Raw genomic sequence first — 20297 nt, 5'->3', positions numbered from 1 at the left:
GCTTTTAAGATGCTGAAAAAATTAAAGTTTACACAAAAAGTGACGGCTGTTGCATCGCTAATACTGGTGTTAGTGCTGGGTGTTTTTACGCTAACCAACTTTTTGCAGATGTCGACTCAGACCCGTAGTAACTTGCAGCATCAAATGCAGGCGTTATCGGACTCTGTATCAAGCAATATCTCGCAGTGGTTCAATGACCGCATGAGCATTGTTCAGGCAACGGCTGACGCCTATGACGTTGATGATTCCACCGCCCGTTCATTAGAACGCGTGCAACAGTCAAAAGCGGCCGGTAAGTTTAAAAATGTTTACTATGGTTTAATTGACGGAACCTTCCTGCTGGATGATCCGAGCATTGATTTGCCCGATGATTACGATGCCCGCAGCCGCCCCTGGTATCAATTAGCGGTTGATGAAGGGCAACCAACCTATACCGCGCCGTATATCGACGTTACAACCAACGAATTGACCATTACCGCAGTCGTTCCTATGCGTCGGAATAACCAGCTGGTCGGTGTTGCCGGCGGCGACATGATGCTGGATGAAATCTCAAACATTGTAAACGACATCGACTTTATGGGTCTTGGTTTTGCCTTCCTGGTAAGTGGTGATCGTAATATTTTGGTTCACCCGGATGAAGACTGGATTGAAAAATCTGTGAATGACTACGCAGGACAGTCGGTGTCATTGAGCCCGGACTTTTCTGAATACCGCATTAATGACAAGGAGCGCTTGGTTTCTTTTCATAAAATAAAGGGCATTCAGGGCGTCGAGTGGTATCTGGGTGTGGTTATTGATCGTGATAAGGCGTACAGCAATGTGTCGAGCTTTGCCTGGACTGCTGTCATCTATCTGATTATTGGTATTGTCGCGGTTGTTGTATCACTCACCTGGCTACTGCGTTTACTGCTGAAGCCTTTGCGCAGACTCAATGAAGCCGTTACTGATATGGCCCGTGGTGAGGGTGACCTAACTCAACGGCTGCCGGTTGAATCAGATGACGAGTTTGGTTTGGTTTCACGACGCATGAATGAGTTTATTGAAAAAATTCAGCAAGCCTTACTTGAGGTAAATGCAGCTGCCGAACAGGTGGAAAGTAACATTCGCAGTATGGTCAAAGCGAATGATGACTCCATGGATATTGGTAGTGAACAAGCGGGTAAAGCCAGCTCTGTCGCAACCGCAATTAATGAGCTTGGCGCCAGTGCGCATGAAATTGCGGGAAATGCTGCAAAAGCCTCTGAGCAGGCCAGTTCAGGTACTGCAAAAGCATCATCGGCAAGAGATTCGCTGCAACACAACCGACAGCAAATTCAGCACTTGTCCGAGCGCATGGATGCCTCCAGCCAGGCCATTCATACCCTGGATGAAGATACGCAGAATATTGGAAATATTATTGAAGTGATTAAAGGCATTACCGAGCAAACCAACTTGCTGGCACTTAACGCGGCGATTGAAGCGGCAAGGGCTGGTGAAGCTGGTCGTGGTTTTGCGGTCGTTGCCGACGAAGTGCGTAACCTGGCGCAGCGGACATCGTCATCGGCTACCGAAGTAGAGTCAATGATTGAACGGGTCAGGGCTGGTACGCGCAGTGTCGTTGAAGTTATCAAAGAAAGTCAGGAAATAAGCAGTGCCTGTGTGCTAAGCGCAGAGGAATCTGCTGAACACATGTCAGAGATTAACGGCATTATCGTCAATATCGATGATGTGAATCATTCGGTGGCCTCAGCAACGGAACAACAGACTTCAGTGATCCAAACACTGGATCGTGACATTATGGATATCAGTAGTATGAACGATCAGAGTGTCAGCAATCTAAATAATACCAAGCAGGCGTGTCGTGAACTGAATACGGCATTTGAACGCTTGGAACAATTGGTGACACAGTTTAAACTGAATTGATTGATATCAATAACTGGAGAAACTTATGAATAAAGCATGGATGATTGGCGCTTTAGCCATGTTAGGCGGCCCGGTACTTGCAACTGCACAGGCAGCAGAAGCAGAACGTACGGAAGCATCACAAGAAGCTCAGGCTTACATTATCTCTCCGCAAAACGGTGAGACCGTGGGTAAAACCTTTAAAGTGAAGTTTGGTTTAAGCGGTATGGGCGTGGCACCAGCGGGTGTTGATGTAAAGCATACCGGGCATCACCACCTGTTAATTGATAAAGATGAATTGCCAGCTATGGATAAACCAATGGGCGGCGATGTTATTCACTTTGGTGGCGGTCAGACGGAAACCACGGTGACTTTAGAGCCGGGTGAGCATACATTGCAGCTTATTTTAGGTGATAAAAGCCACGTGCCGCATAACCCTGCGGTCGTTTCAGAAAAAATCACCGTTATTGTCAAAGACGACTAATCCAGCTCAAGTTCGAGTTGTAACTGCTCGTTGGGGTCAGGCAATGTTGCGCTGATCCCCAACAGCCTCACACCTTTCCCTTTACCGCGCTGCCAGGCTTCATCTAAGAGCTGATAAAACAAGCTAGGCGAAATAAACTGAGAACTGCGCGAGACCGTTGTTTGAGTAAAGTCCGAGAACTTCAGTTTAAGGGTTTGACTGCGAATAGGTTGTTCCCGCCAATGTGATATCTTCATCCGTTGCCGCAGCTTGGGTAATAAATTGTCCTGAACGTAAGCCTGTGCCGTCGACTCTAGCCTCATGTCTGTCGTTAAGGTTTGCTCAACGCCCACGCTTTTTCGAATGCGCTCAGTCACCACTTCCCGGCGGTCACGACCATGACAACGCTCAAATAAAACATACCCGGCCTTTTCTCCGAGAATAGTCTGCAGTTGTTGTAGCTCAATTTGTTGTATGTCTTTACCCGTGGTCAGGCCATGATTTGTCAGTACCTGCTGGCTTTTCGGGCCTACGCCGGGGATCTGCTTGAGGTTTAAGGCAGCAATGTAATTCAGTACCTCGGAAGGGTGAACAACAAATTGGCCGTCGGGCTTACGCTCTTCGCTGGCAATTTTCGCAACCATTTTCTGATTGGAAATGCCAGCGGAGCCTGTTATTCCAAGCGTTTTTATCCGCTCGCGAACATGGTTCATTGCCAGGGTTGCGCTGCCTTTAAAGCCCTCAAGGTGGGTTAAGTCTAAATAAAACTCATCGATAGAAGCGGGTTCAATGCGTGGCGTCAGTTCCTGCAGAACATCCAGAACCTTGTTGGAGAGTTCCCGGTAATAATTGCCATCGGGCCGTATAAAAGTTAATTGTGGGCATAGGCGCCGAGCATGACTGCCCGGCATGGCGCTTTTTACGCCGTACTGACGAGCGAGGTAATTCGCAGTTGCCACCACGCCTCGCTCACCGCCGCCGCCAACAGCAAACGGACGTGTTTTCAGGCTGGGATCACGCAATTCTTCGGCCGAAGCAAAGAAAGCATCCAGATCCAGCAAAGCTATTTTGCGAGCAATTTCAGCCAAGTGTTTATCCTTTGCGCATTTGTGGTTATAATCGCATCCACTAACTGGGCGTGCAAGAACACCAGCCATTTGTAGGAGAAACCAGTGAAAGTTATGAATTCATTTTTCGTTAAGAGCGTTTTGGGCACTATTTCCATGCTGTTTGCGCTAAGCATCAGTGCGTCTTCGGTGCAGGATGACATGTCACGCGAAGCGATAGCAGAGCGTATTAAGCCGGCAGGTAAGCACTATGTGGCTGGTGAAAGCAGCGCAGCTGAAGAAAGCAGCGGTCCACGTTCAGGCCAGCAAGTTTACGATAAATTTTGTACAGCCTGTCACACCAGTGGTGTTATGGGTGCGCCTAAAATGAACAATGCATCTGACTGGGAAGCACGTTTAGACCAAGGTATGGAAACTGTATTAAAACACGCGGTTGAAGGCTACAACGCTATGCCGCCCATGGGAACGTGTAGCGACTGTTCTGAAGACGAAATTCAGGCCGCTATCGACTATATGATTGAAGATATCTAAAACACATGAGTTTTAAGATGTTCTGAAAGGGCTGCCAACTTGGCAGCTTTTTTCGTGTCAATTGACGTTAACTGCTCTCTGGAACTCCCTCGCTCCAATTATTTCTTTACAAATCTTTTCTATTTTTTGACAGAGGTCTATACTGTACGACTGTTATTAAATACAACAAGTGTTAAAAAAGTGTGTTTACGGCAAGGAGTGTCAGTGTTTAAAGGTGAACCTGAATGACAGACCGTAAGGTAAGCAAGGAGCAGCTTCAGGGGTTACAAACTGAAAATGAACGCTTGCAAAAGGTCATTACCCGTTTAAAGGGGTTGACCCAAAAATACCGATCGGCTGAGGTCGTACAAAAGGCGCTGTTTCGAATTTCGGAACTGGCGGCTTCCGCACGCCAAATGGACAATTTTTACCAGTCGCTGCATGAAATCATCGGCGAACTGATGTACGCCCGCAACTTTTACATCTGCCTTTATGAACCTCAGGAAGAGCTTGTCGACTTTGTCTACTTTGTTGATGAAATTGATCAGGACACCTTGTTCGAACGCATTCCAATTGATCAGCTCAGCAAAGGTTTAACAGGGTACGTTTTAAGAAAAGGCCAGTCGCTTTTATGCCCACCTGAAGTCTATCAACGGCTCATTGATAATAATGAAATTGAAGGCCTGGGAGCCGAACACCAGGACTGGCTGGGTGTCCCTCTGAAACGTGGTGATATTACTATTGGCGTTATGGTTGTGCAGAGCTACAGTGCGGATGTCCGCTACGATACCTCTGACGAAGACTTGTTGACCTTTGTCTCGCAACACGTAGTGAATGCACTTGAACGCTTAAAACAACGCGATTTAATGCAAAGCGAAATAGAGCACCAGACTGCCGAACTTCGCCATGCCAATGAAAGCCTGATGAGCGAAATCACCATTCGGGAAAGGGCTGAGCAGCAGACTTCGGTGCTGTTCGCAATTTCAGAGTTGACCAATACCTCTGATGACATGAATGCGTTTTACCGACAATTGCACAGGCAAATTGGCAAACTCATTCATGCCGATAACTTTTATGTGGCGTTGCTGTCCGATGATAAAAAGTTTCTGCATTTTCCCTATCACGTAGACGAGACGGGCGCAAAAGCAGAACGCCGTCGGGTAGGTAAGGGTTTGACTGAGTACGTCATTAAAAAGCAGGAACCGGCTTTTGTGAATGCGGCTGTCAGGCAGAAGTTACTGAAAAAGAATGAAATTGAATTAGGTTATGGCGGCATGAAGCTGGCTAAGCAATGGCTGGGCAGTCCGCTAATGATGAATGGTCAGGTGTTTGGTGTTATTGCGGTGCAGACTTATGACGGTGACTTCCTTTATCAAAATGATGACCTGGAGCTGCTGAACTTTGTTTCGCAGCATGTTGCCGTTGCTATCGACAGAAAGCGTTCCGCTGAAGAAATTCAACGAGTGAACCAGTTTCTTGAGAAGAAAGTGGCAGAGCGCACCGAAGAACTTGTGTCAGAAATTGAGCGTCGAAAGAAAACAGAGTCCAACTTATTCCACGCTGCACATCACGATAACCTGACCGGGTTACCCAACCGGATTTTGTTTAATGAGCGCCTGCAGCAGGCTGTCGCGCACAAGCGCCGCCATCCTGAACATCATTTTGCGGTATTGTTTGTCGACCTTGACCGTTTTAAAAACATTAACGATACCCTTGGTCACTCTGCTGGTGACGAATTTTTGCTGGAAGTGAGTAAGCGTATTGGCGACTGTGTGCGTGACAACGACATGGTTGCGCGTTTGGGCGGTGATGAATTCGTTATCTTACTGGATACCATTACCAGCATTGATGACGCGAAAGACGTTGCCAAGCGAATGATCCAACAAATGAGTGAGCCGTTTCAGCTGAATGGGCAGGAACATTACTCCGGCGCCAGTATTGGTATTGCTGAGTGTCTTGAAGAGACGGACTCAGCTGAACGTCTCCTGCGTGACGCGGACGCTGCTATGTATCAGGCTAAAGGCATGGGGCGGGGCCGTTACGTATTATTTGATGACAGTATGCATGAAACGCTTGTCGACAGTGTACGCAAAGAAACGGCGTTGAGACACGCGAAAGTCGACAAGGACTTTGCTGTTAACTATCAACCAATAGTTGATCTAAAAACAGGCGATGTGAAAGCGGTAGAAGCAAAGTTAGTGTGGGATGATCCCCGTTACAGTTTCGACAGCGAGGAGCTTCTGCCTCTTGCTGAGCGGACGGGGCTTATTGTTAAGCTCGACAGGTTTGTTTTACGTACTGCCAGTCGCTGGCTGGTTGAAAATAAGGTCAGCAGAGAAACGTCATTGCATCTTAATTTATCGGTTAGGCACCTGTTAAAAACCAGCCACCTGAATGAGCTGGTTAATATCGTGATGGACAGCGGCGCCAAGCCGGAAAATATTGCGCTAGAGTTTGATGAAACTGATCTGGTTAAAGATGGCCGACGGGTGCTAGCAAGTCTCAGGCGGCTGTCGGAATTCGGCTTTACGCTGGTTATCGACAACTTTGGTAGTGGTTCCGGACCGTTGCAGTTCTTGTATAACTTCCCGTTCACGGTATTAAAGCTGGACCATCACTATATTGCCAGGCTAAGCAGCAATAACCGTGCACAGGCCATGCTTAAGCACATTGTTACGCTGTGCCATGAGCTGAATATTGAGGTTTATGCAGACGGTTTAGAGACTGAAACACAAAAGGACGACGTTGAAAAACAGGGCGTCACTATTGGTCAGGGGAGTTTTATTGACCAAAACTATGAAAGCCGTATCGTTAAAGACGACGACTCCAGCTTCGTGTGCGCGTAGCTGCTGGCGCTATTTAAGCGCATTCTTTAACATTTCCAGGCCCTGACTTCTTTGTTCTTCCCGCTCTTCATCCGATTTCTGTTTGCGGTGTTCCCACTCTAAATCGTCCTGCGGTAATTCCAGCAGGAAACGACTGGGCTGCGGCTCAAGCTTTTCCCCAAACTGGCGGCGCTCTTTCGCCATAGTGAAGACTAACTTATGCTGTGCCCGGGTTATGCCCACGTAAGCCAGCCGACGCTCTTCTTCAATATTGTTTTCATCAATGCTGCTTTGGTGCGGCAGTAAGCCTTCTTCCATTCCCACTAAGAATACGTAAGGAAATTCCAGACCTTTGGACGCATGCAGAGTCATTAACTGCACCTGCTCAAACTGCTCGTCATCTTCGTTGCGGGACATCATATCGCGCAGAGATAAACGGCTGACGACCTGATTCAGTTCCATAGGCTCATGCTCGGCATCGCCTTTTAACATATCGGATACCCAGCGGTGTAGCTCATACACGTTCTTAATACGCATTTCGGCAGCTTTGGCACTGGGGCTTTGCTCAAACAACCAGTCCTCGTAACCAATTTCGCTGAGCAACTGTCGCACCGCATCACTGGCGTCCGCTTGGTGGTCCGCCTGCCGGGCCAGGGTGTCTATCATGTTCCGAAAAACATCCACATGCTGAAAAACACCCGTGCTCAGCTGCGTTTTTAAGTGGGGTGACTGGCAGGCTTCAAATAAGCTGCAACCTAACTCCTGCGACAAACGACCAATGCGTTCCACGGTTTGCGGACCAATGCCACGGCGCGGCGTGTTAATAATACGCAGGAACGCGGTGTCGTCTGTTGGGTTCACCAGCAACCGCAGGTAGGCCATAATGTCTTTGACTTCCGCACGGGCAAAGAATGACTGACCACCGGTAATTTTGTACGGAATACGGTTGTTCATTAGCGCCTTCTCAAACAAGCGCGACTGATGGTTACCCCGGTATAAAATGGCAAAATGGTGATACGGCGTTTTACGCAGAAACCGCTGCTTCACAATTTCAGCTATGACCCTTTCGGCTTCATGTTCTTCATTTCGGCCAAAGATAACACTCAGCGGTTCACCGTATTCCATCTCAGAAAACAACTTTTTCTCAAAGACGTGCGGATTATTTTCAATGAGAATGTTCGCCGCTTTCAGAATACGGCCGTGCGAACGGTAATTCTGCTCCAGTTTTACTACTTCCAGACTAGGAAAGTCCTGCTTTAACAGTGCGAGGTTCTTCGGTTGCGCACCGCGCCAGGAGTAAATGGACTGGTCATCGTCGCCCACCACGGTAAAACGGGCACGCTCGCCCACCAGTAATTTAACCAACTGGTACTGACTGGTGTTGGTGTCCTGATACTCGTCCACCAATAGGTATTGAAACTTCTTTTGCCAGCGCGCGCGGGCGTTTTCGTTGGTCGCCAGCAATAAGGTTGGCAGACGGATCAGGTCATCAAAGTCGACTGCATTACAGGCGCTTAGGTTATTCTGGTATTGCTGATAAACCTGCGCGAAGGCATTTTCCTGATCGTTTCCGGCTTTTTCTAAGGTCTGCTCGGGCGAGAGCATGGCGTTCTTCCAATGACCTATCTGGTGCTGGCAGGCTTGAATCAGCGCTTTGTCGCCCTCAAATACGTCCTCAGTAAGGGCGTTAAGCAGGGCATAGGTGTCCTGGTCGTCAAACAATGAAAAACCGGGCTTAAACCCCAGAGTGCTGAGTTCGCGCCGGATAATATTCAGCCCCAGAGTATGAAAGGTACACACGGTTAAACCGCGCAGCTGCGCTTTCGGTAAGGTTTGCGCAATACGCTCTTTCATCTCTTTGGCGGCTTTGTTGGTGAAAGTCACCGCGCCAATTTGGCGTGCCGTGTAAATTTGCTGACGAATAAGGTAGGCAATTTTCTCGGTAATAACCCGCGTTTTACCGCTACCGGCACCGGCCAGCACCAATAAAGGACCCTGAATATAATGTACAGCCTGGTTCTGGCGATCGTTCAGCATGGGCGCCGCGGAGTTCCTGATTCGTGAAAAAGCCGATAAGAAGCTCGGATTTTACCTGAATCTCCTGCTAAGCTAAATGAATAAGCAACGATTTACACAAAGAGAGACTTATGGACAACAAAACAATAGAGAATATTGCTCGCCAAATTAACGACAGCATGCCAGCCGGCGTTAAAGAACTGGCAGGAAATATGGAACAGCGGGTCAAACAAACCCTGCAGTCACAGCTGTCAAAGCTGGATTTAGTCACCCGAGAAGAGCTGGACGTACAGCAGCAAATGTTGCTGCGACTGCGCGAGCGCGTTGAGCTATTAGAAAAAGAACTGGAAGCGACTAAAAATCAAAATAAGGACTAAGTCAGACGTATGATCCAATGGATTAGTGGGAAAGTTGTCGAGAATTACCGTTGGAGTTCTGGCGTTTTCAGTTTAAGAGTTGTGGCTGAGCCTTTTGACTTTAAGGCCGGGCAGTTTGTCCGTTTAGGCCTGAACGTGGGTGGCGAGCAGCTATTGCGCGCCTACTCGCTGGCCAGTGCGCCGGGTGAAGCCATACTGGACTTTGTGATTGCCGAAGTGGAAGACGGCGAGGTCAGCACCAAGTTAGCTCAGTTGCAGCCGGGTGACAGCGTGGACATTACCCAGCCCGCCGGCGGCTTTTTCACACTGGACGAAGTACCGGACGGCGACAGCTTGTGGATGCTCTCAACCGGTACCGGTATTGGTCCGTTTATTTCTATGCTGAGAACCGAAAAGCTGTGGGAACGATTCAAGCGCATTAACCTGGTACACGGTGTTCGTGTGGCGGAAGAGCTGGTCTATCAGAGCCAAATAGAGCAGTGGCAACAAGAATATCCCGGGCAACTGGGTTATCAGCCGGTGATTACCCGTGAAAACATTCCGGGTGCCTTCTCTGCGCGCATTCCTGAACTGATCAGCTCCGGGCAGTTAAGTGACGCGCTCGGCACGCCGTTAGATAGCAGCGCTCAAGTCATGCTTTGTGGTAACCCCGACATGATAAAAGAGTCACGCGCCGCATTGGCTGAGTTAGGGCTTGCTAAAAACACCCGCCGTAAGCCCGGTAATGTGACTTCGGAAAATTATTGGTAAGACGCCTAGGTAAATGGAAATTGCTGCTTCTCATGCAGCACGCGCAAAACTTGTATCTTGGTCCCGTCGATATAGTAAGGGACAAGCATTGAAATATCGGGGAGGATTAAAAGTCTTCCCTTTATATTCTCGCGTTTAACGCCAATATAGGGCTGCTCAAGCAATGTTTCGACTTTGCTTTGTATCAGTGAATCAGTTTGCTCGGCCACTATGGGGTTAAAATTGTAAAGAAACTCGAAAATCCTTTCTCTGTCTTTCAGGGCATCCTCTTCCCAATAAATCATTTGCGCGCCTTATTTACGAATTTGAGCCTTAAATTTTTCCATGCGGCTTTTTGCCTGTTCGTTATCCATGAACTCAGACTGGCCAGACTCTAACTTCCGGAACGCTTGATTCACTTGTTCTGTTAGCCAATTGTCCTGAGATAACTTTTTCCGTTGTTCTGCCGCGAGTTGCTCAGTGAGCTCTCTACAAGCATCGCTCAATGTGCGTCCTTCGCTTTCTGCCTGCTGTTGCGCCAAGTGTTTTGTTTGTTCATCGATACGAAATTGAATTCTTGTTTCCATAAGAACTCCCAATTATGGTGTGCTCACAAATGTTAGTACGAATTGAGGCCGTTATCAAATTTTAGCGATTGAAAGAATGATATCTGTCATTGCTTGAGGTGCTTAGCTTACAGACAGGGGGTTGTGCTCGGCTTATAGTTACGCCGTTGTTTAGTCACGGAGAGACAGATGGCGTTAGCGCGAGTCTATACCCGGGCATTGATAGGTATTCATGCGCCGGAAATTCGGGTTGAAGTGGATCTGGCAAGGGGAATGCCAGGATTCACTATGGTCGGCATGCCTGCAACCACGGTAAAAGAAGCGCGCGATCGGGTTAAAACTGCCTTAATGAATGCCGGGTTTGAATATCCGCCGGCGACGCGTATTACCGTTAACTTAGCACCGGCGGACATTCCTAAAACCGGTGCACGTTATGATTTAGCTATAGCGGTTGGTATTTTGGCGGCTTCCGGGCAAATACCGGATGCTATTCTTGAGCAGGCCGAGTTTTATGGTGAGCTGGCGTTAACCGGCGAGTTACGTGCTGTGAATGGCTTGATTCCGGCGTTGCTGGCGTGCCGTAGTAAAAAGCGTCAGGCGTTTGTACCGATTGCTAACCAGCAGGAAGCCGGGTTAGTACGGGAACAAAAAAGCTGGCTAGCCGCTGACTTAGTCAGTGTTTACGAGCATTTGCACGACCACCAGCCATTGCGCCGGTCAAAGCCCATTAACTGGGCGCGGCAGGAATCTAGTGACGATGGCGACTTAGCCGACGTAGTGGGGCAAGAACAAGCAAAGCGTGCTTTGTTGTTGTCCGCGGCCGGTAAACATCATTTGTTATTTGTCGGGCCACCGGGCACGGGCAAAACGATGCTGGCGCAACGGCTAAATGGCATATTGCCAGCATTAACCGAGCAGGAAGCCATGGAAATTGCGGCAGTTAAGTCGGTGTCTTTTGATTACCATCACTCTGACGTTTTAACACGCAGAGAATTACGTTCGCCGCACCATACCTGCTCGTCTGCTGCTTTGGTTGGAGGGGGCTCTCCACCTAAACCCGGTGAGGTTAGTTTAGCAACCCGAAGCCTTTTATTTCTTGACGAGGTTAGTGAGTTCTCCCGCCATACCTTAGATTGTTTAAGAGAGCCGTTGGAGAGCGGTGAAATAACCATCAGCCGGGCTGCTTACCAAGTGAAATTTCCGGCCAACTTCCAGCTGGTTTGTGCGCTGAATCCATCACCCTGTGGTCAGTTTGATGGCTCACTGGCGAACTGTCGTTCCACCCCGGACCAAATTCTAAAATATTTAAGCAAGCTGTCGGGCCCCTTGTTAGACCGTATTGACATCCAGGTCATGGTACCGCGAGAAACAGAATCAATGAGTTTAAGCGGCGGAACTAAGCATGGTAACCAAATGACTTCAGAACAAGCAAAAAGCTTAGTTGCAAAAGCCCGGCATCGGCAAATTGAGCGGCAGGGCTGCCTGAACAGTGAAATAAAACCCAAAGCGCTAAAGCAAATATGCGAGCTGTCAGATAAAACGGAAGCGTTTTTAGCAAAAGCCTCAGAGAAAATGAAGCTTTCGCATCGTGCGTATCACCGTACGTTACGTTTAGCCCGAACCATCGCCGACTTAGCGAACAGCAACACGATAGAACAGCAGCACTTGGCCGAAGCACTTAATTACCGAGCGCTCGACCGGCTCATTGATCAGGTGCAGAGCTTGTGATGCGAATGTTATAGCCTGATGCTATTGCGTCAGGCTACGGGAGCCATTTTTTGAACAATTCAACAAAACGCCCCAGCTGTTCGCGGCTGACATTCAGGTGGCACACCAGCCTCAGTTTCTGGCCGCCGGGTAATTTAATATCATGCTCTGCCATAAGCTCCCGTAAGCTGTCTGCCGGTAAACTGTCGGGTAGCTCAATAAAGGTCATATTGGTGCCGGAATAGCGAACTTTAGCCTCGGAGCCTGCCAGCAACTCAGAAAGCTGCTCGAAAAGCCACTCTGCATTGTCATGGTCGTCCTGAATACGCTCAAACTGATGCGTTAATGCGTAATCAATAGCTACAGCAACAAACCCTGCCTGACGCATTCCACCACCGACCATTTTGCGCCAACGGCGGGCGCGGGCAATCAGCTCTTTTGAACCGGCCAGCAACGAACCGATAGGTGCGCCTAACCCTTTTGAACAGCACAAAGACACACTGTCAAAAGGCGCAGCCAGTTCCGCCATACTGCGTCCGTTGGCAATGGCGGCATTAGGTAAACGTGCGCCGTCTAAATGCATCGACAAACCATTCTGGTCCGCCAGAATTCGGGCTTTATCAAAATAAGCCTGATCAATCAGTTGCCCGCCGTGAGTATTTTCAAAAGCCAGCAACCGGGTAATAGGAAAGTGCGGATCGTTAGGTTTTATCCGTTGTTTAATGGTGTCGAGCGACAAGGTTCCGTCGGCTTCTACCTCAATGGTTTGTGGCACTATGCTGCCTAAAACTGCGGCGCCACCGGCTTCGTACCGGTAAGTGTGATACTCCTGCCCCACAATGTATTCTTCGCCATTACGGCAGTGGCTCATTAACCCGAGTAGGTTACTTTGGGTACCCGAGCTGCACAGCAAAGCGTCTTCTTTACCCAGCAACTCTGCTACTCGTTTTTCCAGTGCGTTAATTGACGGGTCTTCACCATAAACATCATCACCGACCTTGGCATCGGCAATTGCGGCGCGCATTGCGGTGCTTGGAAGGGTTACGGTATCACTGCGTAAATCCAGCATAACAGCCTCATTTTGGGGTTAGTTATAACAACTATCATCCGGTTCTAAGCGCAAGGTTGTTTAGCGAGCTCAGTCAAGGGATAATGACCCGATATTGAACCAGACACTCGACAACAAAGCGAGCCCATATGAAAGTTTTTAATAATGTAATAGAAATGGTCGGTAACACGCCAATGGTGAAAGTCACCGATATGGATACCGGCCCGTGTGAGCTGTATTTGAAACTCGAGCTGCAGAATCCTGGCGGCTCCATTAAAGACCGTATTGCGGTAGAGATGGTTGAGCAAGCAGAAAAGCAAGGCAAGCTGAAACCGGGCGACACCATTATTGAAGCAACGGCTGGTAATACGGGGTTGGGTCTGGCGTTAGTGGCGGCTGGCAAAGGCTATCCGTTGAAAATTGTTATGCCGGACAAAATGAGCCAGGAAAAAGTGAACAACCTGCGCGCTATGGGTGCTGAAGTGGTGCAAACACGTTCCGACGTGCAAAAAGGCCACCCTGAGTATTATCAGGACATGGCAGCACGTATGGCTGAAGAAAACGGTTACTACTATGTAAACCAATTTGAAAATCCGGCAAATGTCGATGCACATTACAAAACGACCGGTCCGGAAATCTGGAAACAAATGGACGGTAAACTGGATGCGTTTGTCTGTGGTGTTGGTTCAGGTGGTACCTTGACCGGTGTTGGGCGTTATTTACGCGAGCAAAACAGCGGAGTGGACCTGGTGCTTGCAGACCCGGCAGGCTCTATTTTAGAGCCTTTGGTTAATCGTAACGAAGAAGTGGAAGCGGGTAGCTGGCTTGCCGAAGGTATTGGGGAAGACTTTATCCCAACTATTTGTGATCTGAAATTGGCTAATACGGCGTTTGCTATCTCTGATAAAGAAGGTATGCAAACTGCGCGTAAGGTACTGGAAAAAGAAGGTGTGATGGTCGGTTCATCCAGTGGCTATTTAATTGCCGCGGCGCTGCGCTATTGCCAACAACAAACCGAACCAAAGCGCGTTGTGACTTTAGCTTGTGATACAGGTAATCGTTATCTGTCCAAGCTGTTCAACGACGACTGGATGCGTTCTCAAAACTTGCTGTAACCCTTGTTGTAAATTAAGGAACCTGAATCATGGCAAATGAAAAAACAATGAAATTCGCGACGCGCGCCATTCATGGCGGGCAGTCTCCTGAGCCGGTAACAGGCGCGGTTATGCCGCCAATTTTCACCAGCTCAACCTACGCACAGGAAAGCCCGGGTCAGCACAAAGGTTTTGAATATTCGCGTTCACATAACCCAACGCGTTTTGCCTGGGAGCGTTCTGTTGCTTCTTTAGAGGGCGGCAAGCAAGGTTTGGCTTTTGCCTCAGGTATGGCAGCAACCTCGACTATTCTTGAGCTGCTGGACAGTGGCGACCACGTGGTTGCAATGGACGACTTGTACGGCGGCAGCTTCCGCTTATTCGATAAGGTACGCGGACGCTCTGCTGGCCTGAAGTTCTCTTATGTCGACTTAGCAGACTTAAGCGCCGTGGAAGCAAGCATTCAGGACAACACCCGCATGATTTGGGTGGAAACGCCAAGCAACCCCATGCTGAAGTTGGTTGATATTGAAGCCATCGTTAAACTGGCTAAGAAAAAGAACCCGGACATTATTGTGGTGGTGGACAACACCTTCGCTACGCCATTTAACCAGCGTCCGCTGGAAATGGGCGCAGATATGGTGATGCACTCGGCCACCAAATACTTAAACGGTCATTCAGACATGGTTGGCGGTATCGCAGTTGTTGGCGACAATGACGACCTGGTTGAGCGCATGCTGTTCTTACAGAACTCTGCAGGTGCTATTGCCGGTCCGTTTGACTCATACCTGGCGCTGCGCGGCGTGAAAACGCTGGCATTGCGTATGCGTCACCACAACGAAGCGGCAATGGAACTGGCCAAGTGGCTTGAACAACATCCGAAAGTGGAAAAAGTGATTTATCCGGGGCTTGAAAGCCACCCGCAGCACGAGTTGGCTAAAAAGCAGATGCAGGGCTTTGGCGGCATGATTTCTATTTTGCTGAAAGGCGATTTAGAAGCGGCGCGTAAATTCCTGGAGTCGGTAGAAGTGTTCGCTTTGGCGGAAAGCTTAGGTGGCGTTGAGTCTCTCATTGAGCACCCGGCTATTATGACGCACGCTTCGGTACCGAAAGAAAACCGCGAGAAGTTAGGCATTCTGGATAACTTTGTTCGCGTATCGGTTGGTATTGAAGATCTTGATGATCTGAAAGCCGATTTAGACAAGGCGCTAAACGCATTTTAATCGCCACCAACGATTAAAAGTATAACGCTTAATATAAAAAACCGGCCTTTTGGTCGGTTTTTTGTTTTTAAATTCAAAGATTTATACAAAGTTTTACACTTTCGTCATAATTCAGTAGTCTTTACCTATCAGTAAAAACTGATCGAAAACAAAAATAAAAACGCAAAAGCGTTGCATAAATAACGAGAAGGAAAGACTTATGCTATTGAGCCTCATGGTACTCCAAGGACTCGTAGCCGCTCTATTGTTTTACACTTTAGTGGGCCAGTATCAGAAAAAGCCACTGTGGAATTTGTTGGCGGTTTTAACCGCGGGTTTCATTCCTCCGGTAAACTGGGCACTTTTAGTGTTCGCTATTGGTGTCAGAATGTGGCGCCGTTCGCCGCAAACCAGCTCACCACAAAACATTGCGGCAAAACTCAGTCATTAATTTAGTTATTAAGAGTGAAGGCAAATTAGCAGTATGTCAGATACAACCAATGTACGGCCCTTTCATTTAGCCATTCCTGTCAGCTCTCTCGATAATGCACGGTCGTTTTACGGTGATGTGCTAGGGCTGTCACAGGGACGCAGCAGTGACGAATGGATAGACTGGAACTTCTTTGGTCACCAGTTTGTGACTCATGTAGCGCCCGATGTTGCTGGTGTAAAGAATCACAGTGGCGTTGATGGACACTCAGTTCCCGTTCCGCACTTTGGCGTCGTTTTATTGCGTGATGACTGGGAAGCACTGGCTGAACGCGTGAAAGCCGCGAATATTGAGTTTGTTATAGAGCCCTATATTCGGTTTAAAGGCAAACCGGGTGAGCAGGGCACCATGTTCTTCTACGATTATTGCGGTAACGCGCTGGAATTCAAAACCTTCAACGACGACAGTCAAATTTTCGCAACCTAAGTTGTGAAATAGCCTCGACTATTGGCGCAGCTTTGTATCTTCCGGCTGTGCCGCAACGTTACCGCCACTCAGCACCAAGCCAACTCGTTTGCCTTCAAACAGCGTTTTATTTTGTATAACCGCAGCTAAAGCAATAGCCGACGACGGTTCCACAATAATTTTCAGATGATGCCAAATCAGCTGCATGGCGCTTAGAGTGTCTTCATCCTTCAAGATTAATATATCGCTGATACGTTGCTGAATAATGGCAAAAGGCAATTCGCCAACTTGAGTCAGTAGGCCATCGCACAGGCTTTTTGCAGGTAATGCTGACTGCCGCTCTCCGGCTTTCAATGACAAGAAAGCGTCATTTGCTAATTCCGGCTCCGCTCCGAACACTTGTATTTCGGTACCGTCACAGGCAAGACAGGCGCCTGAAAGCAGACCTCCGCCGCCCAGTGGCGTTATTACCGCATCCAGTGCGTCCGTTTGCTCCAGTAACTCAAGTGTTGCTGTGCCCTGACCGGCAATAATGTCGGCATGATCATAAGGTGGTATAAAGTGACTTTCGCCTTCTTTTTGCCACTTGGCAACAATGGCTTCGCGAGCCTCCATACCCGGTTCAATATCAGTAATTTCAGCACCTCCGGCTTCAATATTTTGTCGTTTTATTGCGGGAGCATTAGTGGGTACGCCGACTTTTACTTTTACACCCAAAGCTTTACCTGCATGAGCTAATGCCGCACCATGATTGCCCGAAGACACAGTAATAACCCCTTGCTGGCGCTGCTCCGGACTAAGTTGAAGTAGCGCGTTAGTGGCACCACGGAACTTAAAAGCCCCGGTACGTTGCAAATTTTCACATTTGAAAAATAATTCGCAGCCTAATTGCTGATTTAAAGCAGGGTTAGTCAGCACAGGCGTCTTGACGGTGTAGCTATTGATTCTCTGCCGGGCTTGCACAACATCGGCATGGCAGGGGAGCGATAACTTCGGCATAATACGGACCCTTAACGAATAAAACGACACAGTGATAAGCATACACTGTCTGGAGCCGGAACGTGAGTCAACTCGATACCTTTCAGCGCGTACGCGAACTGCCGCGTGAACAGCAAATTGTTATGGCGTTATATTTGTGCGAACGCATGGTTCCTAATTACGACTTCTTTCATCAGTTAACCGGCTTTGGTGACAGCAAACCCTTGCATGGCACCTTAAATGCCTGCTGGGATTGGGTGGCCAACCCGAAGAAAACCAAAGTGAATTTTGCACGCTGGCAGGAAAAAGTCGACGAGCAAACCCCCAGTGAATATGGACACGATATGTTGGGTGTCTATCCGGCAATGGATGCCTGCACAGCGTTGAGTACTTTGCTGCAGGGACTGCTGGACGATAACGCATCTAATTTTCTGGATGTGGCAAAAATATCGCAAGCCAGTGTGGCGAAGTTTATTGAACTCAATGACGCCGAAGAAGTGGGCACTGACCAGCTAAAAGAGCATGTTCATAATCATGAATTGATGGAATACGAAGTTGCTATTCAGCAGGCCATGATCAACTTTCTTGAACAACAGCCTGCGGTAAACAAGGCTTTGGTAAGCCAGCTAAAAATGATGCTCAAGGACGAGGGGGTGTCGAATCTTGGTCTGGCTTTGGACGCTGAAGAATAGACAGCCAGGCGAAAATGCCAAATGCCAGAATTTGCCAGCTGTCGCCTTTGCGCCAGGGAAAGACCTCTTTCATGGTGGCAACAAAAATACCAAGCAGCAGCAGGTGAGTAATAACCATAACGGCTAATAACAAGCTCAGCAAACCAATGGATTGGGTGCTGAGCTCGCCGTTTGCCCCTGCAAGCAGAGCGAAAAGACCCAACCAAATAACGGCAAAAACAACTTTGCCGGCAACAATAATAACTTTCATGTTATGTCCTTAGTCAGTAAGCGAAAGCAAACCTGCCCGTGAGTTTTCTCTTTGGTCACACGCCAGTTTGCCGGTAATTTCAATGGCCATTCTTTTTCTGTTTCCAGATACACCTGATTGTCGGCGGCCAGCCATTTACCTTCATCCAGCAGTTTCAGCGCTTTATCGGCCAGTCCTTCACGAAACGGCGGATCGATAAAAACAATGTCGTATGCTTCAGCGGATTGAGTTTGCAGCCAGTCGAGCGCGTTATGAGTAATAACATCAATGTTCTGGCTTTTTAACAGGCCAATGTTTTTCTGTAACTGCTGGCTGACGGACTTTACCGCTTCTATCAGAGTAACCTGAGCCGCTCCACGCGATGCGGCTTCAAAGCCTAAGCTGCCACTGCCGGCAAATAAGTCCAGCACCCGGGCGTCGGTAATGTCCCACTGTAGCCAGTTAAACAGAGTTTCGCGCACTCGGTCCGTGGTAGGTCGTAAGCCCGGGCTGTCGGCAACAGGTAAACGCCTGCCGCGCCATTGTCCGCCAATAATCCGATAGTCGCCGCTGGCGCTTGTCTGGCGTTTTTGTCTCACTCTGTGGCTTCCTTCATTCAGACCGTCGTCAGTTTGTTAACAGCATGGTAAACTAAAGCCTATAGTTTAACGATTCCTGCGTGTCAGTTCCAAGGAAACCAATATGTCGATGTTTTCGCTGTTTAAGAAAAAGCGTAATGAAAAGGCACCTGAGGCCGAAGAGAAAAAAGAAGATGCGGTAGTAGAAGAGCAGGAGCAGCCAGAGCCTGAATCAGAAGCTGAGCCTGAACCTAAATCTGAATATAAATCTCAGAACGAGCCGGAACCAGAAAGAACCGAGACACGCGAAGAGTTGCCCAGCGCGGCGGAAGACTGCGCGCAAGTTACCGCTGAGTCGCATGCGTCAAAATACGCACCAGAAGCAAAGGAAGCCGCTCAGCCTGAGTCGGTTACCGAACCTGAGCCCGCAGTTGAACCAGAACATAAACCAGAACCAACCGAAGCCGCACCGAAAGAGAAGGGTGAGAAGAAAGGTTTCTGGGCACGCCTGACCCAAGGTTTACGCAGAACTTCCGGGTCTATCGGTTCAGGTCTTATTGGCGTATTCCGCGGTAAGAAAATTGACGATGACCTGTTTGAAGAACTCGAAACTCAGTTACTCATGGCAGACCTCGGCGTCGCGACCACCACCAAAATTATCGATAACCTGACTAAACAGGCCGACCGCAAACAACTAAAAGATGCGGAAGCTTTGTACGAGTTATTACAAGAGCAATTAGCTGAAATTTTAAAGCCCGTCGATAAACGTCTGGAAATACCTGAGTCCGACTCACCTTTTGTTATTTTAATGACCGGCGTAAACGGTGTGGGCAAAACTACCACTATTGGCAAGCTGGCTAAGCAATTTAAAGCTGAAGGTAAGTCGGTAATGCTGGCCGCCGGTGATACCTTCCGTGCGGCGGCGGTAGAACAGCTGCAGGTGTGGGGCGAGCGTAACGACATTCCGGTTATTGCTCAGCATACCGGTGCTGATAGTGCATCGGTTCTTTATGATGCGCTGCAGGCCGCCAAGGCACGCGATGTTGATGTGCTTATTGCGGATACAGCCGGGCGCCTGCAGAATAAAGCCAACTTAATGGAAGAGCTGAAAAAGCTGGTTCGGGTCATGAAAAAACTTGACCCGCAAGCGCCTCACGAAGTGATGCTGACGCTAGATGCCGGTACCGGTCAGAATGCTATTAGTCAGGCGAAGCTTTTTACCGAGGCCGTAGGTGTTTCGGGTATTGTGATGACCAAGCTCGACGGTACCGCAAAAGGCGGCGTTATTTTTGCGGTCGCAGACCAATTCGCTATTCCTATTCGCTATATTGGTGTGGGTGAAAGTTTAGAAGATTTACGGCCTTTTGTGGCAAAAGACTTTATCGCGGCGCTATTTGACCGTAACGTAGACGAATCAGAAGAAACAACAGCGAGTTAAAG

General features: G+C 48.6%; 21 protein-coding genes. 13 read left to right on the top strand and 8 right to left on the bottom strand.

The annotated features are described in order from the left end of the window. Positions 1-9 precede the first annotated feature (9 nt). Together ACP7FG_RS05060 and ACP7FG_RS05055 are read left to right on the top strand one after the other, a co-directional pair. Positions 10-1902 carry a methyl-accepting chemotaxis protein gene (locus ACP7FG_RS05060; RefSeq protein ID WP_439225729.1) on the top strand — a complete coding sequence of 631 codons (1893 nt, stop codon included), beginning with the start codon at positions 10-12 and terminating at the stop codon, positions 1900-1902. Between the two features lie 25 nt (positions 1903-1927). Further along, positions 1928-2365: a DUF4399 domain-containing protein gene (locus ACP7FG_RS05055; protein ID WP_439225728.1), complete on the top strand. Its 438-nt coding sequence runs from the start codon at positions 1928-1930 to the stop codon at positions 2363-2365. Here ACP7FG_RS05055 and dinB read toward each other — a convergent pair. Next, the gene (gene dinB / locus ACP7FG_RS05050; RefSeq protein WP_439225727.1) at positions 2362-3432 is read right to left on the bottom strand and encodes a DNA polymerase IV; all 1071 of its coding nucleotides are present in this window, start codon (positions 3430-3432) and stop codon (positions 2362-2364) included. The genes ACP7FG_RS05055 and dinB overlap by 4 nt on opposite strands. An 84-nt stretch (positions 3433-3516) precedes the next feature. Between dinB and ACP7FG_RS05045 the strand changes: the two genes are divergently transcribed. Together ACP7FG_RS05045 and ACP7FG_RS05040 are read left to right on the top strand one after the other, a co-directional pair. Next, entirely contained in the window at positions 3517-3942 is a 426-nt protein-coding gene (locus ACP7FG_RS05045; protein WP_054488595.1) for a c-type cytochrome, read from the top strand. A gap of 224 nt (positions 3943-4166) precedes the next feature. Next, on the top strand, positions 4167-6767 hold the full coding sequence (locus ACP7FG_RS05040) for a sensor domain-containing phosphodiesterase (protein ID WP_439225726.1): 2601 nt from the start codon (positions 4167-4169) through the stop codon (positions 6765-6767). Between the two features lie 9 nt (positions 6768-6776). On the opposite strand, the gene rep is transcribed toward ACP7FG_RS05040, so the two are convergent. Next, a complete protein-coding gene (gene rep / locus ACP7FG_RS05035) occupies positions 6777-8783 on the bottom strand; it encodes a DNA helicase Rep (RefSeq protein WP_439225725.1) in 2007 nt (668 codons plus the stop codon). A gap of 110 nt (positions 8784-8893) precedes the next feature. Here rep and ACP7FG_RS05030 point away from each other — a divergent pair, with 110 nt between their 5' ends. Continuing rightward, entirely contained in the window at positions 8894-9139 is a 246-nt protein-coding gene (locus ACP7FG_RS05030; protein WP_011233471.1) for an accessory factor UbiK family protein, read from the top strand. A gap of 9 nt (positions 9140-9148) precedes the next feature. After that, on the top strand, positions 9149-9889 hold the full coding sequence (locus ACP7FG_RS05025; protein ID WP_439225724.1) for a ferredoxin--NADP reductase: 741 nt from the start codon (positions 9149-9151) through the stop codon (positions 9887-9889). A gap of 5 nt (positions 9890-9894) precedes the next feature. Here the strand turns inward: ACP7FG_RS05025 and ACP7FG_RS05020 are convergent, their stop codons facing one another. After that, positions 9895-10173, bottom strand: coding sequence for a type II toxin-antitoxin system RelE/ParE family toxin (locus ACP7FG_RS05020; RefSeq protein WP_439225723.1), 279 nt, complete (start codon positions 10171-10173; stop codon positions 9895-9897). Between the two features lie 9 nt (positions 10174-10182). Continuing rightward, positions 10183-10455 (bottom strand): type II toxin-antitoxin system RelB/DinJ family antitoxin, encoded by a 273-nt coding sequence (locus ACP7FG_RS05015; protein ID WP_439225722.1) that lies wholly within the window; start codon positions 10453-10455, stop codon positions 10183-10185. Between the two features lie 168 nt (positions 10456-10623). Between ACP7FG_RS05015 and ACP7FG_RS05010 the strand changes: the two genes are divergently transcribed. Beyond that, the gene (locus ACP7FG_RS05010; protein ID WP_439225721.1) at positions 10624-12162 is read left to right on the top strand and encodes a YifB family Mg chelatase-like AAA ATPase; all 1539 of its coding nucleotides are present in this window, start codon (positions 10624-10626) and stop codon (positions 12160-12162) included. Positions 12163-12196: 34 nt separating this feature from the next. On the opposite strand, the gene ltaE is transcribed toward ACP7FG_RS05010, so the two are convergent. Continuing rightward, positions 12197-13210 carry a low-specificity L-threonine aldolase gene (gene ltaE, locus ACP7FG_RS05005; protein ID WP_439225720.1) on the bottom strand — a complete coding sequence of 338 codons (1014 nt, stop codon included), beginning with the start codon at positions 13208-13210 and terminating at the stop codon, positions 12197-12199. A 128-nt stretch (positions 13211-13338) separates the two neighbouring features. On the opposite strand from ltaE, the gene ACP7FG_RS05000 reads away from it, so the two are divergent. The 4 genes from ACP7FG_RS05000 (at position 13339) to ACP7FG_RS04985 (ending at position 16401) form a co-directional block, all read left to right on the top strand. Next, positions 13339-14304, top strand: a complete 966-nt coding sequence (locus tag ACP7FG_RS05000) for a PLP-dependent cysteine synthase family protein (protein ID WP_439225719.1) — start codon at positions 13339-13341, stop codon at positions 14302-14304. Between the two features lie 29 nt (positions 14305-14333). Continuing rightward, a complete protein-coding gene (locus ACP7FG_RS04995) occupies positions 14334-15506 on the top strand; it encodes a cystathionine gamma-synthase (RefSeq protein WP_058576598.1) in 1173 nt (390 codons plus the stop codon). A gap of 199 nt (positions 15507-15705) precedes the next feature. After that, complete coding sequence (locus ACP7FG_RS04990) at positions 15706-15936, top strand: hypothetical protein (protein ID WP_271332138.1); 231 nt, start codon at positions 15706-15708, stop codon at positions 15934-15936. Positions 15937-15969: 33 nt separating this feature from the next. Beyond that, positions 15970-16401 carry a VOC family protein gene (locus tag ACP7FG_RS04985; RefSeq protein WP_199494480.1) on the top strand — a complete coding sequence of 144 codons (432 nt, stop codon included), beginning with the start codon at positions 15970-15972 and terminating at the stop codon, positions 16399-16401. An 18-nt stretch (positions 16402-16419) separates the two neighbouring features. On the opposite strand, the gene ACP7FG_RS04980 is transcribed toward ACP7FG_RS04985, so the two are convergent. Continuing rightward, positions 16420-17379: a threonine ammonia-lyase gene (locus tag ACP7FG_RS04980; protein WP_439225718.1), complete on the bottom strand. Its 960-nt coding sequence runs from the start codon at positions 17377-17379 to the stop codon at positions 16420-16422. A gap of 62 nt (positions 17380-17441) precedes the next feature. On the opposite strand from ACP7FG_RS04980, the gene ACP7FG_RS04975 reads away from it, so the two are divergent. Next, positions 17442-18050 (top strand): YjaG family protein, encoded by a 609-nt coding sequence (locus ACP7FG_RS04975; RefSeq protein ID WP_439225717.1) that lies wholly within the window; start codon positions 17442-17444, stop codon positions 18048-18050. Here ACP7FG_RS04975 and ACP7FG_RS04970 read toward each other — a convergent pair. Then, the gene (locus ACP7FG_RS04970) at positions 17998-18300 is read right to left on the bottom strand and encodes a DUF1145 domain-containing protein (protein ID WP_439225716.1); all 303 of its coding nucleotides are present in this window, start codon (positions 18298-18300) and stop codon (positions 17998-18000) included. The genes ACP7FG_RS04975 and ACP7FG_RS04970 overlap by 53 nt on opposite strands. After that, positions 18297-18878, bottom strand: coding sequence for a 16S rRNA (guanine(966)-N(2))-methyltransferase RsmD (rsmD, locus tag ACP7FG_RS04965; protein ID WP_439225715.1), 582 nt, complete (start codon positions 18876-18878; stop codon positions 18297-18299). The genes ACP7FG_RS04970 and rsmD overlap by 4 nt, the downstream gene beginning before the upstream one ends. Positions 18879-18981: 103 nt before the next feature. Between rsmD and ftsY the strand changes: the two genes are divergently transcribed. Continuing rightward, the gene (gene ftsY, locus ACP7FG_RS04960; protein WP_439225714.1) at positions 18982-20295 is read left to right on the top strand and encodes a signal recognition particle-docking protein FtsY; all 1314 of its coding nucleotides are present in this window, start codon (positions 18982-18984) and stop codon (positions 20293-20295) included. The last annotated feature ends 2 nt before the right edge of the window (positions 20296-20297 follow it).

It is taken from the genome of Idiomarina sp. ST10R2A5, from assembly GCF_051842325.1.
In the GTDB taxonomy this organism is placed as follows: domain Bacteria; phylum Pseudomonadota; class Gammaproteobacteria; order Enterobacterales; family Alteromonadaceae; genus Idiomarina; species Idiomarina abyssalis.
This window is presented reverse-complemented; position numbering and strand designations above follow the sequence as displayed.

Excerpts from the sequence above, each read along its gene's own strand:
- ACP7FG_RS05060 (WP_439225729.1), top strand. The coding sequence starts at position 10 with ATGCTGAAAAAATTAAAGTTTACACAAAAAGTGACGGCTGTTGCATCG.
- ACP7FG_RS05055 (WP_439225728.1), top strand. The coding sequence starts at position 1,928 with ATGAATAAAGCATGGATGATTGGCGCTTTAGCCATGTTAGGCGGCCCG.
- ACP7FG_RS05040 (WP_439225726.1), top strand. The coding sequence starts at position 4,167 with ATGACAGACCGTAAGGTAAGCAAGGAGCAGCTTCAGGGGTTACAAACT.
- rep (WP_439225725.1), bottom strand. The coding sequence starts at position 8,783 with ATGCTGAACGATCGCCAGAACCAGGCTGTACATTATATTCAGGGTCCT.
- ACP7FG_RS05030 (WP_011233471.1), top strand. The coding sequence starts at position 8,894 with ATGGACAACAAAACAATAGAGAATATTGCTCGCCAAATTAACGACAGC.
- ACP7FG_RS05025 (WP_439225724.1), top strand. The coding sequence starts at position 9,149 with ATGATCCAATGGATTAGTGGGAAAGTTGTCGAGAATTACCGTTGGAGT.
- ACP7FG_RS05020 (WP_439225723.1), bottom strand. The coding sequence starts at position 10,173 with ATGATTTATTGGGAAGAGGATGCCCTGAAAGACAGAGAAAGGATTTTC.
- ACP7FG_RS05015 (WP_439225722.1), bottom strand. The coding sequence starts at position 10,455 with ATGGAAACAAGAATTCAATTTCGTATCGATGAACAAACAAAACACTTG.
- ACP7FG_RS05010 (WP_439225721.1), top strand. The coding sequence starts at position 10,624 with ATGGCGTTAGCGCGAGTCTATACCCGGGCATTGATAGGTATTCATGCG.
- ltaE (WP_439225720.1), bottom strand. The coding sequence starts at position 13,210 with ATGCTGGATTTACGCAGTGATACCGTAACCCTTCCAAGCACCGCAATG.
- ACP7FG_RS05000 (WP_439225719.1), top strand. The coding sequence starts at position 13,339 with ATGAAAGTTTTTAATAATGTAATAGAAATGGTCGGTAACACGCCAATG.
- ACP7FG_RS04995 (WP_058576598.1), top strand. The coding sequence starts at position 14,334 with ATGGCAAATGAAAAAACAATGAAATTCGCGACGCGCGCCATTCATGGC.
- ACP7FG_RS04990 (WP_271332138.1), top strand. The coding sequence starts at position 15,706 with ATGCTATTGAGCCTCATGGTACTCCAAGGACTCGTAGCCGCTCTATTG.
- ACP7FG_RS04985 (WP_199494480.1), top strand. The coding sequence starts at position 15,970 with ATGTCAGATACAACCAATGTACGGCCCTTTCATTTAGCCATTCCTGTC.
- ACP7FG_RS04980 (WP_439225718.1), bottom strand. The coding sequence starts at position 17,379 with ATGCCGAAGTTATCGCTCCCCTGCCATGCCGATGTTGTGCAAGCCCGG.
- ACP7FG_RS04970 (WP_439225716.1), bottom strand. The coding sequence starts at position 18,300 with ATGAAAGTTATTATTGTTGCCGGCAAAGTTGTTTTTGCCGTTATTTGG.
- ftsY (WP_439225714.1), top strand. The coding sequence starts at position 18,982 with ATGTCGATGTTTTCGCTGTTTAAGAAAAAGCGTAATGAAAAGGCACCT.